This window comes from Bryocella sp., assembly GCF_058498515.1.
In genome coordinates, this window is the sequence record NZ_JBMHYI010000020.1 from 91,022 (window position 1) to 107,014 (window position 15,993).

Annotated in this window: 12 protein-coding genes, 1 tRNA gene and 1 pseudogene; 11 read left to right on the plus strand and 3 right to left on the minus strand. The window is 61.6% G+C overall.

Annotated features, from left to right (window positions below):
• Positions 1 to 240 precede the first annotated feature (240 nt).
• The 4 genes from AC5E6W_RS05900 (at position 241) to AC5E6W_RS05915 (ending at position 7,972) form a co-directional block, all read left to right on the plus strand.
• On the plus strand, positions 241 to 3,699 hold the full coding sequence (locus tag AC5E6W_RS05900) for a TonB-dependent receptor (RefSeq protein ID WP_491751338.1): 3,459 nt from the start codon (positions 241 to 243) through the stop codon (positions 3,697 to 3,699).
• 27 nt (positions 3,700 to 3,726) lie between these two features.
• A complete protein-coding gene (locus tag AC5E6W_RS05905; RefSeq protein ID WP_491751339.1) occupies positions 3,727 to 4,695 on the plus strand; it encodes a metallophosphoesterase family protein in 969 nt (322 codons plus the stop codon).
• A gap of 180 nt (positions 4,696 to 4,875) precedes the next feature.
• Entirely contained in the window at positions 4,876 to 6,195 is a 1,320-nt protein-coding gene (locus tag AC5E6W_RS05910) for a tetratricopeptide repeat protein (protein WP_491751340.1), read from the plus strand.
• Positions 6,185 to 7,972 (plus strand): chloride channel protein, encoded by a 1,788-nt coding sequence (locus tag AC5E6W_RS05915; protein WP_491751341.1) that lies wholly within the window; start codon positions 6,185 to 6,187, stop codon positions 7,970 to 7,972. Before AC5E6W_RS05910 ends, AC5E6W_RS05915 begins: the two co-directional genes overlap by 11 nt.
• 18 nt (positions 7,973 to 7,990) lie before the next feature.
• Here the strand turns inward: AC5E6W_RS05915 and AC5E6W_RS05920 are convergent, their stop codons facing one another.
• Positions 7,991 to 9,910 carry an MGH1-like glycoside hydrolase domain-containing protein gene (locus tag AC5E6W_RS05920; RefSeq protein WP_491751342.1) on the minus strand — a complete coding sequence of 640 codons (1,920 nt, stop codon included), beginning with the start codon at positions 9,908 to 9,910 and terminating at the stop codon, positions 7,991 to 7,993.
• 124 nt (positions 9,911 to 10,034) lie between these two features.
• Between AC5E6W_RS05920 and AC5E6W_RS05925 the strand changes: the two genes are divergently transcribed.
• Genes AC5E6W_RS05925 through AC5E6W_RS05935 form a run of 3 tightly spaced genes read left to right on the plus strand, consistent with a single transcriptional unit; the run spans position 10,035 to position 13,369 of the window.
• Complete coding sequence (locus tag AC5E6W_RS05925; protein WP_491751343.1) at positions 10,035 to 10,463, plus strand: BlaI/MecI/CopY family transcriptional regulator; 429 nt, start codon at positions 10,035 to 10,037, stop codon at positions 10,461 to 10,463.
• Positions 10,460 to 11,767 (plus strand): M56 family metallopeptidase, encoded by a 1,308-nt coding sequence (locus tag AC5E6W_RS05930; RefSeq protein WP_491751344.1) that lies wholly within the window; start codon positions 10,460 to 10,462, stop codon positions 11,765 to 11,767. The genes AC5E6W_RS05925 and AC5E6W_RS05930 overlap by 4 nt, the downstream gene beginning before the upstream one ends.
• Positions 11,768 to 11,797: 30 nt before the next feature.
• Positions 11,798 to 13,369, plus strand: coding sequence for a Do family serine endopeptidase (locus AC5E6W_RS05935; protein ID WP_491751345.1), 1,572 nt, complete (start codon positions 11,798 to 11,800; stop codon positions 13,367 to 13,369).
• A 164-nt stretch (positions 13,370 to 13,533) separates the two neighbouring features.
• Here the strand turns inward: AC5E6W_RS05935 and AC5E6W_RS05940 are convergent, their stop codons facing one another.
• Positions 13,534 to 13,965, minus strand: a complete 432-nt coding sequence (locus tag AC5E6W_RS05940; protein ID WP_491751346.1) for a hypothetical protein — start codon at positions 13,963 to 13,965, stop codon at positions 13,534 to 13,536.
• Positions 13,966 to 14,206: 241 nt separating this feature from the next.
• Here AC5E6W_RS05940 and AC5E6W_RS05945 point away from each other — a divergent pair, with 241 nt between their 5' ends.
• Positions 14,207 to 14,818 carry an outer membrane beta-barrel protein gene (locus AC5E6W_RS05945; protein WP_491751347.1) on the plus strand — a complete coding sequence of 204 codons (612 nt, stop codon included), beginning with the start codon at positions 14,207 to 14,209 and terminating at the stop codon, positions 14,816 to 14,818.
• 39 nt (positions 14,819 to 14,857) lie between these two features.
• Here AC5E6W_RS05945 and AC5E6W_RS05950 read toward each other — a convergent pair.
• Positions 14,858 to 14,934 (minus strand) — tRNA-Arg (locus AC5E6W_RS05950).
• Positions 14,935 to 15,260: 326 nt separating this feature from the next.
• On the opposite strand from AC5E6W_RS05950, the pseudogene AC5E6W_RS05955 reads away from it, so the two are divergent.
• The 3 genes and pseudogenes from AC5E6W_RS05955 to AC5E6W_RS05965 all read left to right on the plus strand — a co-directional run.
• Positions 15,261 to 15,341 (plus strand): annotated as a pseudogene (locus AC5E6W_RS05955) (thiol reductase thioredoxin); the annotation flags it as partial.
• Between the two features lie 45 nt (positions 15,342 to 15,386).
• A complete protein-coding gene (locus AC5E6W_RS05960; protein ID WP_491751351.1) occupies positions 15,387 to 15,695 on the plus strand; it encodes a thioredoxin family protein in 309 nt (102 codons plus the stop codon).
• 9 nt (positions 15,696 to 15,704) lie between these two features.
• Positions 15,705 to 15,993: NUDIX domain-containing protein (locus AC5E6W_RS05965; protein WP_491751348.1), on the plus strand; the 289-nt coding region annotated here is incomplete at its 3' end.

Consider the following 15,993-nt stretch of genomic DNA (forward strand, 5'->3'; position numbering starts at 1 on the left):
TGAATGGAATTTCCGGAAAGCAGCGAAAACCCTTGATTTATAGGGGGGTGGACAGGGGTAAGAGGGGGTGTAAGCCTGGCGTGCACACAGAATTACCCTTGGCTTGACGCAGAACTCCAAGCATCATCAGCATGGCCACCAGTGGATGCAAGCAACCTTTCGATTGCAGAGGGTTCAGCCCCACGGGTTCCTTGTACGGTCAAAACTTTGGAGCGATCAGTGAAACGTAATTTATTAGCATTGTCAATCGGTTCCTTACTCGCCTTAGGCGCAACCCAGGCCTACGCGCAGTTTGAAACGGCAACCGTCCTGGGCTACGTCCATGACTCATCAGGCGCAGCCATCCCGAACGCGGATGTCACGCTGATTAACGAAGAGACGAAATCGCGCGTCGTGGTCCACACCAACGCACAGGGCGCCTACGAGTTCACGGACGTAAAGGTCGGCCATTATCATGTGACCTCATCGGCCGGCGGCTTCGACATCAGCGACACCGAGTCCTTTGGCGTCCAGGTTAATGCACGCCAGCGCGTCGACGTAGCCATGAAGGTCGGCTCCGTTGCCGACACCGTTACCGTGACCGGCGCTGCCGCCCTGCTTGAGACCGACTCCAGCGAGCGTGGCCAGGTCATCGGCGCCCGCGAAGTCCAGAACCTGCCGCTCAATGGTCGTGAGTACGCCGATCTAGCCGCGCTCGTCCCGGGCGTTCGCCGCAACGTCCTTGAAAACTCCAGCGACTCCAGCCGCGATGCCAGCTTCGACGTCAATGGACAGCGCAGCGAGTTCAACAACTTCATGCTCGACGGTCTCGACAACAACGCCTACGGCACCTCGAACCAGGGCTTCTCGAACCAGGCCATCCCCCCGTCCCCGGATGCGATCGACGAGTTCAAGGTTGAGACCGACAACTACAGTGCGGAGTATGGCCGTTCGCCCGGCGCTGTCGTCAACGTTTCGATCAAGAGCGGTACCAACAAGTTTCACGGTATCGGCTACGACTACATCCGTAACACGGATTTCAACGCCATCGGACCCTTCGCCGCACCCACCAACGCAACCACCGGTAAGTCGCAGAAGCCCACCCTCCAGCGCAACCAGTTCGGCGGCACCTTCGGCGGACCCATCTTCAAGGACAAACTTTTCTTCTTCGCCGACTACGAAGGCACCCGCCAAGTCGTGCACGGCATCCTGAACGCGACCGTGCCTGACGCCGACCAGAACGGCACCAGCGCTCTCGCTCTTGCCAACGGTGGTTACACCTTCCTGACCACCGCGGGCGTAGCGGTTCCGATCCAAAATCCGCTCACCGGCGCCACCTACAAGAATGGCATTATTCCGTTCAGCGATCCCTCCGTCTCCACCTTCGCGAAGGGTGTCCTGACGGCCCTTCCGGCTGCTAATATCGCCGGCATCGTGGCGAATAACTATGTTTCGCTGCCCTCTGACACCATCACCGACGATAAGGGCGATATCCGCGTCGACTACAACATCAGCCCGAAGAACACGATGTTTGCCCGGTACAGCGAGCACCAGGGAGACATCCTCTCTCCGCCCGTTATCCAGGGCTCGGCGGGTGGTAACAGCAACGGCCACGTGTATATCTTCAACCAGCAGATCGCTGGCGGCCTGACGCACATCTTCAACGAGCGCTCCATTCTCGATGCGCGCTTCGGCTTTACCCGCACCGACGGTGGCAAAGGCCCCTACGGCGCAGGACTTCCAAGCCTCGAGACTGGCATTGTCGGTCTGCCCACGACCGGGCCCGCGGTGACCAGCCTGAATGCGCAGTCTGTCGCCAACTTCTCACAGTTCGGCAATCTGAGCAGCAACCCTCAGTTTCAGGATCCCTACGTCTTCAATCCGAAGATCAACTTCACCTACCTCAAGGGGCGCAGCTCCTACAAGGTTGGCTACGAGTACCAGGCCATCTTTACCACCGACGACGACTTCAACCCGGCCTATGGCGAAGATACCTACAACGGATACTTCAGCTATGGCGCAGCCAAGTCGCCAAGCTCGCTCGATACCGGAACCAAGGAAGGCGCTGCGCTGGCCGACTTCATCTTCGGTGCACGTGACACCTACCAGCTCAACAACTCGACCCTCGCGCACATCAACCAGCGGATGCACTTCTTCTACTTCCAGGACGATATCCGCTTCACGTCCAAGCTGACCGTCAATGCCGGTCTTCGTTATGAACTGGTCACGCCGCAGTGGGAGTCCAGCAACAAGCTCGCCAACTATGACCCAGACACCCAGTCGCTGATCACGGCCACCCCCGGTTCGATCTACAACCGCGCCCTGGTCAACATGCCGAAGCTGGACTTTGCTCCCCGCCTCGGACTGGCGTACTCCGTTGATAACAAGACCGTCATCCGTGCCGGCTACGGCCTGGTCTTCAACCAGTTCAACCGCGAAGGCGGCGAGAACCTGCTCGTCTACAACCTTCCCTACATCGTCAACACCACCCTCACCCAGGCTCCGGAGTTCGGCAACAATGCGACGAAGGGTGCTTCGACCCTGCTCGCTCCGTGCACAGCCGCCCAGGCCGCAGTCACCTATAGCTCGACCAATCCGAACCCTTGCTTCCGCACCAGTCAGCAGGGATATCCCACTGGCATGGCCGACCCGGCCAACGTCACCGCAGCCAGCAACGTCAACACCGAGGCCCGCTACCTTCCCAAGAACCTGCCCACGGGATACGTCCAGAGCTTCCATCTCACCGTGCAGCGCCAGATTGGCGCCTCGAACAGCTTCGAGGCCAGCTATGTTGGAGAGCACGCCGTCAAGCTCGAAGTCCTCGGCGATCTGAACCAAGCTGAAGCAAACCCCGTCACCGCGACATGCAATGCCACAGTGACCTCAGGCTGCCTCACGTTGGCTCAGCGTCGCCCCATTCAAACCTTCTACACCATCGAGGAGACCCTTCCCGATGGAATGCTGAGCTATAACGCGCTGCAGACGAAGTTCGAACACAAATCCACACACGGGCTCTATGTGCTGAACTCCTTCACGTGGTCGCGTGCGATCGACAATGCTGCCGGCCACCTCGAGGCAGTGGGTGGAGACAGCGGACGCATCAACCTCGCCAATCCGCTCGGCGACCGTGGAACCTCCGGCTACAACCAGCCGCTGAACGAGACGCTCTCGGTCGTTTACGACCTTCCCTATGGCCGTGGCCGCAGATTTGGCTCGGACGCGCCGCTCGCGGTGCAATATCTTCTTGGCGGCTGGCAGATTACCGCCATCAACGATATCAACAGCGGTCTTCCGTTCAACGCCAACTACTCGCCGAACGGCACCCAGGCGGTCAGCACCATCCTCACCCAGCGCCCCAACCAGAACGGTGTCGGCGTTCTTCCCAAGTCGCAGCGCGTCAAGACTGCTACCGGAGTTCAACTCCTCAATACGGCGGCCTTCTCGCTTCCTACGGCTAACCAGCCCTATGGCAACGAGGGACGGAACACACTTCGTCTCGATCCCTACTACAACACCGACATCGGTCTCCACAAGCAGTTCCCCATCTATCGCGACAATGTAAAGTTCGACTTCCGGGCCGAGGCCTTCAACATCGTCAACCACGTCAACTACGAGGGCCCCGCCGCCGAGACGGTTGGATCCAGCAGCTTCGGGATCGCCACCGCAGCATCCACCTTCCCGGCACGTGTCCTGCAGTTCGCCGGCAAGATCATCTTCTAACCACCAACCTGAACAAGGGACTACGCCATGAAGCTTGACCGCCGTCAGTTCGCAAACCTCGGAGCCGCCTCGGTTGCGGGTCTGCTCTCCCAGAATCTCTGGGCAGAGCAGGCCCGCATGGTGTCCCCTAACGAGAGCTTTTACTTCGCGATGATCGCCGACACCCACATCATCGATGACTTTTACGTGAAGGGCAGTGAGAACAGCGTCGAAGACAATACGACCATCCTGCAGACCACAGACCACCTCAAGTTCGCACGCTCCGTCATCAACGGCATCCAGCTCCCAAACGGGCAGAAGGTCGAACGCGCCTTCCTCGTTGGTGATGTCTTCCACAACTATCCGTCGGCCGACTACGACTTCTACTTCAAGAACCGTACGCGCCTGGATAATGCCGCTGATCTCCTGGCCGGCTTTGATATGCCCGTGCACATGGGTTGGGGAAACCATGACTACGAGGGCAATCCGACGCGCATGATCACGCGCGACTTCTCCCATCGACTCTTCGAAGCCAAGTTCAAGACCAAGCCCTATTACTCGATCGACTACAAGGGCTTTCGCTTCCTGCATCTGAACAACTTCCTCGGCACTACCTGGGATGAGAAAGGCGACCCACGCCAGCGTCAGTTCGGCTCGCTCGGTGAAGAGCAGCTCAACTGGGCTGAGGCCATGTTGCATGACCGCAAGCCGACTTTGGTCTTCGTTCACTATCCGCTCTGGACCGTCCAGCCGACCGAAATCAAGGACTACGGACTCCACCCTTTGCTCCGCAAGTACCAGGACAACATCCAGATCGTCATCGCCGGACACTGGCATAAGTGGATCGACTTCGCACACACCTACGGCCCGCAGCACACGGTCATGGGTTCCACACGATACGATCAGAACTCCTTCATGCTGATGCAGGCAGATCCCCAGAAGGGAACCGTCCGCTGGGTCGATGCCGCACGACCGGAGTGGTCGACGCACTACGCCACCCCGTACAAGTTGAGCTAACCCGCTTCTCCGGGACTGAAACTCAACGAGTCGACCTGGCCCCTGCTAGGTCGACTCGTCCGCCCGCGAGCGCCCGGCCGCTAAAACCTTTATCCTTGTCTTGAGACCAGGCTCCTCCATCCCACCAATCCTCATCAGAGAGAGTTGGGACCTATCTCCCAGGCAGGTGCGCACCGAAACATGCAGCAGACCCTCCCATATGCCAGCACCAGCCGGCGCAGTCTGATCGTCCACGATACCCTCGCCTTTCTTGCGCTGCTCGGCGCCTCGGTCGCGCTCTTTGGCGTCACGCTCCTCCTCTTCAAGTCATTTGAGGCGCACCGTACAGATCTGGCCCTGCGCTGGTCCGCCCGCGGACGCATGGAACTGAACCACCATCAGCCGGAGCAGGCAGTCAGCGCCCTGCGCACCGCACTCTCTTATATCTCCGCAGGCTCTGGCGAACGCGACGATCAGCTTCTGCTCGCCCAGGCGCTCGACGCCGCCGGTCACACCGAAGAGGCGACCAACTACTTCCTCAACCTGCACGACGCTACCCCCGGCGATGGCTCGATCAATCTCCAGCTCGCGCGCCTCGCCCGCCGCAGAGGTGATACGGCCGATGCCGACAACTACTATCGCGCAGCGATCTACGGAAGCTGGGAGGGCGATGCCGTCACTCGACGTCGCCAGACACGGCTTGAACTGGCCGACTTCCTCATCGAGCAGCACCAGCTCGCCGAAGCCCGCAACGAGCTCTTTACCGTAGCGTCCAACTACCCGAATGACGTCCAGCTCAATCTCGACGTCGCTCAGAAACTCGAGGCCGCCGGCTTCCTTCAGGATGCCCTCACCTTCTATCAGAAGGCCGCTGCGGCTAGCCCGCATGCGCGCCTGCCGCTTGAGCTCGCCGGCGCCGCTGCCTACAAGCTGGGCGACTACGCCGAAGCCGAACGCCTGCTCAATCACGCGCTGGTTCAACGGCCCACACCCAACCACACCCCCGAAGAACAGCACTCCGAACAGCAGCATCTGGAGTCGCTCGCCGACAACGCACGCAGAATCCAGCAGCTCAACCTCACGCGCGACCAAGCCGCGACCGAACGCGCAGACCACATCCTCAACGCGTCAAAGATCGCCCAGTCTCGCCTGCAGAACTGCCTGAAGTCGAACCCCTCAGCCTCGCTCTCCAGCCTGAATGCTCGCTGGGCCGCAGCTACCGCGGGCAACTCCGGCAACCGTCGCGCGCTGCTCCAAAGCGCCGCCGCGCAGGATAACTGGACCAACCTGGTCTACACCACCGAGCAAGATACGGCGCCGCCTCTGAACCCGGTCTGCGGCCAGCCCACCGGCGACGACGCGCTGCTGCTGCATCTCGCCAACGCATTCCAGCCTGTGACCGCGCCCGCGCCGCAATCCGTCGCTCCACCCGAGGACAACAATCGGCCGTCGCTGGTACGCCGCATCTTCGGTGCCGGCTCGAAGACAGGCACAAAGGAGCAGGCACCCAATGGCAAGTAGCGCCGCAGCCAGCATTCCGGGTGATACACAGAAGGAGACCATCTCCGGTGCCAACCCCGTTGCTCAGTCAGAGATCACCTCGCCAGCGCGCGAAGAGCGACTCTTCCTTCTGCTCTCCATCTTCATCGGGATCATCAGTGGTCTGCTCGTCGTCAGCTTCCGCATGGCCATCGAGTGGCTCACGGTCTTGCTCCAGGGCTCTGCGCCCGCGCCTCGTCAGCCCCGCCTCATCATCGTCCCAACGCTGGTCGGCATCGCCGTCGGCATCCTCACGCGCTATGTCTTCCCGGCCGTGCGCGGCTCCGGCGTCAACCAGACCAAGGCCGCGCTCTACATCCACAACGGCTACATCTCCATCCGCACCATGACCGGCAAGTTCCTGCTCTCTGCCCTCGGCATCGGCGCGGGTTTTTCGCTCGGACCCGAAGATCCCTCGCTGCAGATCGGCGCGGGCGTCGCCTCCTACATCAGCCGTAAGGTCGGCCTCTCACGCGAGCGCCTGCGCATCTTCGCTCCGGTCGGCGCCGCCGCCGGCCTCGCCGCCGCCTTCAACGCGCCCATCTCCGCCATCCTCTTCGTCATCGAAGAGGTCATCGGCCAATGGACCGCCGGCGTCCTCGGCTCGATCGTTCTCGCCGCCGTCTCGGCCGTCGTCATCGCGCGCTGGTTCTGGGGGTCGGAGCCCATGTTCCGCATCCCAGCCGTCACTCTCCGCGATCCGCGCGAGCTGCTCGCCTACGCCATCCTCGGGATCGTCGGCGGTGCGTTCTCGCTCATCTTCTCAAAGTCCCTCGGCTATCTGCGTCCGCTCCTGCGCAGCCAGCCTGCCTGGTCGCAGATGCTGCAACCCGCAGGCGCCGGCTTCCTCGTCGGCTGCATCGGCTACTTCGGCCTCCCGCAGGTGATGGGCGCGGGCTACGCTGCAATGGACCAGGCCATGCACGCGCAGTTCACCTTCAAGATCCTGCTTCTGCTCGCGCTCTTCAAGATCATCGCCACAACACTTTCGTTCTCAAGCGGTAGCCCCGGCGGCGTCTTCGCGCCCACACTCTTTGTCGGAGCGATGCTTGGTGCGGCAGTCGGCTCGTTCGAAAAGCTCATCTTCCCCCACTTCGTCACCGGCTCGATCGGCTCCTACGCGCTGGTTGGGATGGGGGTACTCTTCGCGGCCTTCCTGCGTGCGCCGCTCACCAGTGTCTTCATGGTGCTCGAGGTCAGCGGCAACTACTCCATTATCCTGCCGGTCATCCTCGCCAATACCATCGCGTACCTCTTCGCCCGCTCGCTCGAACCCATCCCGATCTTCGAGCTCTTCACCCACCAGGACGGCCTCTACCTTCCGTCGATGGAGGAGCAACGCGAAGAGTCCGAACTCCACTTCGAAGACGCACTGCTCCCCGTCAACACCCCCATCCTCCAGAGCAGCCAGTCCATCTGGAGCGCCAAGAACGCCATCCAGCAGGACGACAAGGCCGCAGCCTCGCCCGCCATCCTCATCCAATGCCGCGACGCCCAGTGGTACGCGGCGCGCCACTCCGAACTCGCCGAACTCTTCGCCATGTTCGAAAAGCAGGACGATCCCGGCGCCGCAGACAGCCTCGAATCCATCCTCCCGCCCGAGCGGACTCCGCTCATCTTCCCCGACCAGCCGCTCTCAGCCGCACTCCCATACTTCCGCCGCTGGCCGGTCGTACCGATCTCGAACCGCGCTACCCGCGGCGCCCTCGAAGGCGTCCTCTCACTCGACGATGTGCTGAAGCGCTACCAGCGTCAGTAGCCTTAGGACCTCCTGCGTCTACTTCGACGCCGCTTCTTCCAACCCGATCAGACCCAGCAGCGCGCCCCAGTGATAAAAGCGATCGCTACTGGTGACCGTGTCGCTGTTGTCCCCGACCGCGCTATAGTTCTCGTGGACATGGCCCTTAGTCCGCCACTCCAGCAGGAAAAGGTCCGTCGATTTGCGCGCAAGCTCCTGCCGCGCCTTCATGGCTGCGCGAGAGTCATAGTTCCGCAGCCCGAGATCAACCAGGTAGTTCATCGGTCCCCAGATCCTGCCGCGCCAGTACTCTTGATCTTGGAACGCCGGATCATTGCGTGCAATCGAAGGAAGCACACGCTCGCCCCAGAACTCATCTGGATTCAGGAGGTGTTTGCCAATCATCTCGTCGGCCTGGCGCGCATCCGGAGCCTTCGCCAGCAGCGGGTAAAAGTTCGTCGGAGAGATCCTCGCGCTCAACTCACCCGTCCGCAGATCCTTGTTGCGATAGATCCCTGTCTTCGCGTCCCAGAGCGTCTGCAGTTTCGCCCGGAAAACCGCCGCCTGGGCAGTCAGCCTCTTCGCTTCGTCGGGCTTCCCAAGCATCTCCGCAATCTGCCCGAGAGCATCGCTATCCGCCACAAACAGGCTCATCAAGCCGACGTCGGCGAGCAGCATCGTGTGCGTCTTCTCGTCGTACGAGGGCGTGTCGTACATCGGGCTGTTATCCAGGCCCGACTCGTACCGCGCACCCTGCATCGTCCCGCGGCTCGTATCGTCCGAGTTCACCGGCGCGTTGGTACCGTCGCTGCCCCACGCCATGTAGCCGTCCACCACCCGGTGTTCGGCCCACCATGCATTCCAACGCAGCAGTTTAGCGAACGTCTGCTCCAGCAGCCAACGATCGCCAAACTTGCGGTAGAGCGCCAGTACGGTCATCGCGCCTACCGGCGGCTCTGAGCGATCTGAGCTCTTCCACCCCCCGGCCCGTCCGTAGTTCGGAACGAAACCCTCCGCTGTTGTCTCATTCAGGATCTCCATCACATTCGCGTAGGCTAGGTCGCGATCGTCCACGGCCGCCAATGATGCCGCGAAGAACGTGTCCCAGTCGAACAACACATAGCCGCCCCAGCTCTCGTTCCAGATACGGCTTACCGGCGTAATCACCCGGCGTTTGGCCGGCTCGTAGATGGTGTCCCAGGCAATCGTCGTCTCGATCGCCTGCCGCACCTCCGAAGCCTGATCTCGCGTGTCTCCCATCTTTTTCTGGAAGGCCTGGCGCTGCTGCGCAACGATCTTCTGCACTTCGACCAGCCTGCGCGGCGAACCGGTACTTACCCCGGCGGGTCCATCCAGCAGGGCGGAGAAGTACGGCCCGGCCAAGGGCACATAACCATCCTCGGAACTCTTTCCCGCAAGGTAAATTGGTACGGTCAACCCCGCCATCGAGGCCACCAGCCGATCGCCGTCTCTGCCAACCGTGCCCGTGCGGTTCCACAGCATTCCGGCCGAAAAGGCTACCGTCAGCGGCTGGCTCTTGGCCTTCGGCCGGGAGATTGGAGTCACCAGCATGACCAGGTCGGCTCCCACGTGCGCCGACTCCACCTCCCACGTATATCCATGCCACGTCACCTGCAGCTCTGTGTAACTGCCGTCGTAAGCGTGCGGACCGGGATGGACCTCTTCTTCACCTGCTCCACGCCTTCCGATCAGAGCATTCGGCAGAAATGCGTCGGCATTCTCCGTCGTGTTCTGCTTGATTCCAACGCGGACTTCAAGCCCCTGTGGCAGCAGCACCTCGCCCATTACTGTGCTGTTATCCCACGTATTCCACCCCTGCTGCAGCTTCAGCTGGACCTTGGCGTACTCCGGCGAACGAGCCTCCGGAGGGGCCTGTCCCGCCGCTACTCCCCACCCGCCAAAGACAACCATCCCCACCAACGCAACAACTCGCCTCATCCGATCGCCCCCGAAGATCAACCCACCGAGTATGCCAGTCTCTAGCAAACTCCTGCACTCCCGCGCTAAAATTCTGCTAACTAATCATCTAGTTGCTACGTCCAAAGCTCCAGACGACGAAACGATGCCACCGCGCCCCTCCAACACGCTCACCCCCGCCGAACTCCGGCTCATGCGCGTCCTCTGGAGCCATGGCGAGTCTGCGGTGGCCGACGTTGTCAAGCACGTCGAACCGCTCGCCTACACCTCGGTCCTCACGACCATTCGTGTCCTGGAGACCAAAGGCTACGTCACGCACCGCCAGGAGGGCCGCGCCTTCCTCTACAGTGCCGCCGTACAAGAGCGCGAGGCCAGCCGCTCCGAGATCTCGCATCTGCTCACCCGTTTCTTCGGCAACTCCCGCGAGCGCCTGCTGCTCTCCCTGCTCGGCGACGCCGAGATCGACCCCGACGAGCTTCGCCGGCTCAAGCAGGCCATCGCCAACACGCCCGAAGACCCTGCCGCCGAATCCGAAGCCAAAACTCCCCAATCTATGGAGGAGAGCGCATCGTGAACCACCTCGCCGCCAACGCCGCTACCGCCCTCATCGCCGCCATCTGGCAGGGAGCGATCCTCGCCGCCGTCGTCGCCCTGACGCTGCGCCTTTTGCCCGCGATCTCCGCCGCCACCCGCTCGCTCCTCTGGACCGCAACCTTCGCCCTGCTCGTCGCACTGCACTTTCTCCCGTCGGTTCACCCGGGTCTCAGCACGCAGAAGCACCCGCTCCACGTCGCACCCATCTGGAGCACCGCCGTTGCAGCCCTCTGGCTTGCACTTTCGCTCTTCCGCGCCGTGCAGTTCCTCCTCAGCGCTCACCGCCTCCGTCAGATCAACCGCCGCGCCGTGCCTATCGCCGGCGATGATCTCAATGTGCCCACCACCAACGTTCGTGCTTACACCCTCTGCATCTCTCCCGACGTCGACCGCCCCTCCGTCCTCGGTTTCTTTCATCCGCGCATCCTGCTCCCAGCCGGCCTTCTCGAAACCCTCACCCCCGCCGAGCTCCAACAGATCCTCCTTCACGAGACCGAGCATCTCCGCCGCTCCGACGACTGGACGAACCTCCTCCAAAAGCTTGCCCTCGTCATCTTTCCGCTCAACCCCGTCCTCTTCTGGGTTGAGCGCCGTATGTGCCTCGAGCGCGAACTTGCCTGTGACCAGCGTGTCCTCTCCGCCGGCGAGAACCTCCGCAAGTCCTACGCCACCACCCTCACCCGCTTGGCTGAGCACTCGATCCTCCGTCGCGGCCTCACCCTCGCGCTTGGCCTGCTCGGCCAGCGCCAACGCCCGTCCGAGCTTTCAACCCGCGTCCACCGCATCCTGGCTCGCCCGGCAAAGACCCTCACCCGCAGCCAATCCCGCCTCGCGACCGCAACCGTGCTCGCCGGTGTTCTTACCCTCTCAACCACGCTCGCCCACGCTCCAAGCCTCATCAGCTTCACGCCGGATGCCCAACCTGAACAGGCGACGAACGCCGCTGTACCTGACGCCTGGGCTCCTAAGCTCGTACCCGCGAAGCTCGTTATGCGCACCTCTGCTCAGCCGGCCTACCGCACCGTTGAGACCGTCGCCCGCACCGCCGTCGCCGCAACGCACCGCGTGAAGCGGACACGTGCACCTCAGCCCGTTCCATCAGTCGCGCGTGTATTGAACACTACTTACCGCACCGCAAGACCGGAAACCGACCAGGAGCCACGGTTCACCCTCACCGTCGCCTCCGGCACCCAGGTTCAGCAACTATTCGTCCCCGCCGTCGCCTACGTTCCGGCCTACGCCGCAGTCCGTACGCCCGACGGCTGGATCATCTTCCAACTCTAACCACCAAACCAACTCCCAAGGAGTCGATCCATGCTCGCATCAACTAGTAAATTAGTTGCACTTGCCACCAAAGCTGCTCTCCCTGCCTCCGTCGCCTCCGCGTTCGTACTCGGCGCCGCACTCTTCGCCGGTCACGGCGGAGTCCATGCTGCCACGATTACCGACGGAACCCCGCTCGATGCCAACTCCGTCTCGGCGTTGACCGCGCTCGATCACGCCATGGAAGCTGTCACCTCCAAGGTCACGCCCTCTATCGTCAACATCGAAGTGACCGCCAAGGCGAGCGCCGATGAACAGTCGCAGAACCAAGGGCCGATGCCGCAGCTGCCTCCCGGCTTCGCCCAGTTCTTCGGCGGCGGCAACGGCATGCAGATGCAGCCGCAGCAGCCGCAGATCGAGCACGGCGTCGGCTCTGGCGTCATCATCTCGCCCGATGGCTACATCATCACCAACAACCATGTCGTCGCCGGCGCCACCAAGATCCGCGTCACCTTGTCTGACCGCCGCGTCTTCACCGGAAAGGTCGTCGGCACCGACAAGCTCACCGACATCGCCGTCGTGAAGATCGAAGCCACCAACCTCCGTCCTATCGCCTGGGGCGACTCCACCAAGCTCGAGCCCGGCCAGACGGTGCTCGCCTTCGGTTCCCCCTTCGGCTCGCTCCGTTTCTCGGTCACCCGCGGAATCGTCTCCGCGCTCGGCCGTCAGGATCCCTTCCGCGACGACGCCCGCAAGCCCGAGAACTTCATCCAGACCGACGCCGCAATCAACCCCGGCAACTCCGGCGGCGCGCTCGTCAACTCCTACGGTGAGCTCATCGGCATCAACCAGTCCATCATCTCGAACTCCGGCTCCTTCCAGGGCGCAGGCTTTGCCATCCCGTCGCAGATCGCGCAGTCCGTCGCCGGCCAGCTCATCGCGCACGGCAAGGTGGAGCACGGATACCTCGGCATCAGCATGAACGACGTGACCCCTGACAATGCGCACTTCTTCAACCTGAAGGACGCCTCCGGCGCCATCGTCGCTCAGATCACGCCCGACTCACCCGCAGCCCACGCCGGCATGCAGCAGGGCGACGTTATCATCGACTACAACGGGCGCACCATCCTCAACGGCAGCGACCTGCAGGTCGCGGTCAGCGAGATGAGCCCCGGTACGCCGCTCAAGCTCCAGGTGATGCGGAACGGCAGCCCGGTCAATCTCAACCTCACCGTCGGCCAGTACCACCCTGGCAAGCAGGTCGCCTCCAACGATCCGGCTGAGCAGGAGAGCGCACAGCCCGGTCACCCCGGCAAACTCGGCCTCGCCGTCGGCAACCTCGACGATCAGGCTCGCCAGCAGATCAACGCGCCCGATAATCTCCGCGGCGTGGTGGTCGAGAACGTTCGTCCCGACAGTCCCGCCGACGATGCCGGCCTACAGCCTGGAGACGTCATCCTGCAGGTAAACCGCAAACCCGCAACCGATGCCAATCAGTTCATCGGTGCGGTCCACGCGGCTCCGCAGAACCAGGACCTGCTCCTGCTCGTCTGGTCCAAGGGCAATGCAAGCTACCGCACGCTGCACCCGGCGAGCGCGGCCGACAACCAGAACGGCGAGTAGGCGCTTCCTGGCCGTTGGTCGCACAAAAACAGAGTGCCGACCAACGGGAGGAGACGTAAAGCCCAGGAGGGCCCGAAGGGCTCGCCTCCCGCGATCAGGGGGCAGTTGATTGCAAAGGAAAAAGCCAACCCGTCAGGGTTGGCTTTTTCACGAACAGGAAAGAGCTAGTTGCGCCGGGCTGCGGCAGCCGTGCGCGTGTTCCGGGCCTTCACGGTATCGTCGTCCTCTTCCAGCTCGCCGTCTTCGTCCTCATCTTCGTCGGCGTCATCATCCTCTAGGTCGTCGTCATCCGCGTCTTCGTCGTCCTCGTCCTCTTCATCCTCATCTTCGAGGTCTTCGTCTTCATCCTCTTCCTCTTCGTCTTCGTCATCTTCGAGGTCGTCATCCTCGTCCGCGTCGTCGAGGTCCTCATCCTCATCTGCATCATCGTCATCTTCCAGGTCATCATCCTTGCCCTTCGGAGCCACATCCAGGTTCTCGCTGCTGGCATGTTCGGTCGGGTTGCTGGGAGCGTTTGTCGGCTCAAAACCCGCGGTTGCGTCGGCACCTACTTTGCGGAAATCATCTTCAAATCCGGCGTCATTTTGAAAAGCCATGATGGTTTTCTCCTGTCCTGCGTATGTCTCCAGTTTGGATTCAGCGAGCCCAGGGAGGTTAGCCGTGGAAATCTATTCACGGTAGTTTTACGCGAACGCTTGCCGACGTGCAACCACTGGGTCTTCGTGGCAATCGTAACCCGTACCGGCGCGTTAATGATTTGGACAACGCCCTATGCGGAAGAAGCCAGATCAATCGATGCTGCCCCACGTTTCAAGACCCACTGTTGGAGGAATGCCTATGTCGCAGGCCGCACGAACATGCCTGCTTGGTTACACCCGTGGTGCTGCAGCCGGAGCTTTGCTCGGACTGCTTGCCATGGCTTCGCACGCCCAAGCCCAGTCTTCGGTCACGGCCTCTCGTACCGTCGCGCTCGCGGCCTTCGCAGGCGCTCAGGGAGTTCACCCAGAGTACGGCAGCTCGCCCAACCTTTACGGCTTCATGATCGGCGCCGACGCCACCCGCTACTTCCGACTTGCATCGCCTTCGCTTGAAGTACGTTTCAATGACGCATCCGGATCCGCTCTCAGCCAACGTACCTTCCTCGTGGGGCTCAAGGTCGAGCACGCATTCGGACGCTCCCAACGATTCCACCCCTACCTCGACGGCCTCATCGGATCGGGAACAATTCACTTTCCCAACCCCGTAGATCCCACCTACACGCACGATGAATCCTTGGTTCCAGATCTCGGCGCCGGCCTGGACGTTGACCTCACACGACACTTTGCGGTCAAGGGTGACTTCCAGATTCAGCACTGGCATCTCGGCAAGGAGCAGCCTGTCTTCTCTCCGGAGGTCGTGAGCGTTGGCCTGGTCTACCGCCCAACCTTTGGTAAGCTGAGTATTCGCTGATCCCACCCAGCGGTCCCACCCGGAACCTGTTAGAGGATATGGTGCGCCCGAGAAGATTCGAACTTCTGACCTACAGCTTCGGAGGCTGCCGCTCTATCCAGCTGAGCTACGGGCGCACTTACAAATCAATAACATAGCTACTTAGCGATTCCATCCCCGCAGCGCAGAAGATCGTCCAGAACGCGATTCATTGCCTAGGACGATGTCCGCATCGGGTGCGGCACTCGCGTAAATTAAGCATATCAGAGCGCGTCAATCATCCGGGGTGATAGAGAACAATCTGGATACTCCGGGTACTGCAGAGCTCGAAGATAAAGAGCCTAAATCGCTGACGCGCAAAGTAGACTCGGTCTAGATTCGCCGATATAGTAGCCCGAGCTATCAATGGCGCTTCGGAACCTCCTGCCGGTGAAGTGCATCGAACAGGCAGAGTCGAGGGATTATGCCTGTCATTCGGACGTGCGCACAATGTCATCAGAAAAATCGGGTATCCGCGAAACATCTGAGCAGCACAGGACGGTGCGGGGCGTGTAAGACTCCGCTTCCCCCGCTCGCTGAGCCGCTGGCGGTGGACGCGGCGCTGTTTGACGAGATCGTCCAAAACGCGAAAGTGCCGATTCTTGTAGATTTCTGGGCGGGGTGGTGTGGCCCATGCCGAGTGGCGGCTCCGGAGGTGGCACAAACCGCGGCGGACATGGCGGGGAAGGCCCTTGTGTTGAAAGTCGATACTGAGGCGAATCCTCAATTGTCTGCGCGCTTCCAGGTGCGTGGAATTCCGAATTTCGTTGTGCTCGCCGCCGGGCGCACGGTTGTGCAACAGGCGGGGCTGGTGGACCACCAACAGATGGAGCAATGGCTGCGATCCGCCGTGGCATGATTGGACGTTATGCCTAAGCGCAGCGCAGGTCTCTTGATGTATCGACGATCCAACGGCGAGATGCAGATATTCCTCGTGCATCCGGGCGGCCCCTTTTTTTCCAACAAGGACGTGGGCGCGTGGGGTATTCCAAAGGGAGAGTATGACGAGGATGAAGAACCGTTGGACGCGGCCAAGCGAGAGTTCACCGAGGAGACGGGATTCGCGCCGGTTGGAAAGTTTATCGAACTTGGTTCCATTCGTCAGAAGAGCGGAAAGATCGTAATGGCTTGGGCGTTCGAGGGTGATTATGATCCGG